Origin of the sequence: Streptomyces sp. NPDC058964, from assembly GCF_042741275.1 — a bacterium.
GTDB lineage: Bacteria > Actinomycetota > Actinomycetes > Streptomycetales > Streptomycetaceae > Streptomyces.
Genome location: NZ_JBHYKH010000902.1, coordinates 1 through 1,846, shown reverse-complemented (window position 1 = coordinate 1,846; position 1,846 = coordinate 1). Strand labels below are relative to the sequence as shown.

Genomic DNA, 1,846 nt, shown 5'->3' with positions numbered 1-1,846 from the left:
AACCCCCCCCCCGCCGGGGGGGCCCCCCCGCCGCGGGGGCGCTCCCCCCCGGCGAGTCGGCAGGCTTCGCTCAGCCGACCAGGTTGTCGGCCAGTTCGTCGGAGAGGTTGGCCTCCGTGCCCGGGACGCCCAGGTCGGAGGCGCGCTTGTCGGCCATGGCCAGCAGACGGCGGATACGGCCCGCGACGGCGTCCTTGGTGAGCGGCGGGTCGGCGAGGGCGCCCAGCTCCTCCAGGGAGGCCTGCTTGTGCTCCATGCGCAGCCGGCCGGCGGCCGCGAGGTGCTCGGGCACGTCGTCGGCGAGGATCTCCAGGGCGCGCTGGACACGGGCACCGGCGGCGACGGCCGCGCGCGCCGAGCGGCGCAGGTTGGCGTCGTCGAAGTTGGCGAGCCGGTTGGCCGTGGCGCGGACCTCGCGGCGCATCCGGCGCTCCTCCCAGGCCAGCACGGACTCGTGCGCGCCGAGCCGGGTCAGCAGGGCTCCGATCGCGTCACCGTCACGGACGACCACCCGGTCCACTCCGCGCACCTCGCGGGCCTTCGCCGCGATCGACAGCCGGCGTGCGGCACCGACCAGGGCGAGCGCGGCCTCGGGACCGGGGCAGGTCACCTCCAGGGAGGAGGAGCGGCCGGGCTCGGTGAGCGAGCCGTGCGCCAGGAAAGCCCCGCGCCAGGCGGCCTCCGCGTCACAGGTGGCCCCGGAGACCACCTGCGGGGGCAGTCCCCGGATGGGGCGCCCACGACCGTCCACGAGCCCCGTCTGCCGGGCCAGCTGGTCGCCGCCCGCGACGACGCGCACGACGTACCGGGAGCCGCGGCGCAGTCCGCCGGGCGCCATCACGATCAGCTCGGAGCTGTGGCCGAAGATCTCCAGGATGTCCCGCTTGAGGCGCCGGGCCGCCATCGCGGTGTCCAGCTCCGCCTCGATCACGATGCGCCCGCTCACCAGGTGAAGGCCGCCGGCGAACCGGAGGATGGCGGAGACCTCCGCCTTCCTGCAGCAGGTCCGGGTGACGGGGAGCCGGGAGATCTCGTCCTTCACCGCTGCCGTCATCGCCATGGGCCGATCCTTCCATGCATCCGAAAAATACGGTCGTACGCGGCGGCCAACAGCTCCGGGTCGTGCCGGGGAGAACCGTCGGTCCGGGCCACCGTCGCCAGCTCGACCGCGGCACCGAACCGCTCGGCGGCCTCGGTGAGCGAGTCGCGGTCGGGCACGGCGGCCTCGTCGGCCAGCACCACGTCCAGGGCGAGTTTAGGGGCGTGTCGCCCCAAAACCTCCAAATGACGCTGCGGGGAGAAACCTTCGGTTTCTCCGGGCTGCGGGGCGAGGTTCAGTGAGAGCACCCGGCGCGCCTTCGTCTCGACGAGCGCGTCCAGCAGGTCGGGCACGAGCAGGTGCGGGATGACCGAGGAGAACCAGGAGCCGGGGCCGAGCACCACCCAGTCGGCGTCCAGGACGGCCTCGACCGCCTCGGGGACGGCCGGCGGGTCGTTCGGCACCAGGTGCACGGACTGCACCTCCCCCGGGGTGAGCGCCACGGTCGCCTGACCGCGCACGGTGTCCACCTCGTCGGGCCGCTCCGGGTCGTGCCCCTTCACCAGGGCCTGCAGCTCCAGCGGCACGGCGGACATGGGCAGCACCCGTCCGTGCGCGCCGAGCAGCTTGCCGACCAGGTCGAGGGCCTGGACGTGGTCACCGAGCTGCTCCCACAGGGCGACGATCAGCAGATTGCCGACCGCGTGTTCGTGCAGGTCGCCCTGGGACTGGAAGCGGTGCTGGATGACGCGGGCCCAGGTCTGGCCCCAGTCGTCGTCGCCGCACAGCGCGGCCAGCGCCTTGCGC

General features: G+C 74.2%; 2 protein-coding genes. Both read right to left on the bottom strand.

What is annotated here, in order from left to right; genetic code table 11:
• Window positions 1-70 precede the first annotated feature (70 nt).
• Window positions 71-1,060 carry a DNA-binding protein WhiA gene (gene whiA, locus ACFW2E_RS46190; protein ID WP_384477995.1) on the bottom strand — a complete coding sequence of 330 codons (990 nt, stop codon included), beginning with the start codon at window positions 1,058-1,060 and terminating at the stop codon, window positions 71-73.
• Window positions 1,051-1,846, bottom strand: a 796-nt coding sequence (locus ACFW2E_RS46185; RefSeq protein WP_384477992.1) for a 2-phospho-L-lactate transferase CofD family protein, incomplete at its 5' end; no start/stop codon positions are given. The genes ACFW2E_RS46185 and whiA, both read right to left, overlap by 10 nt.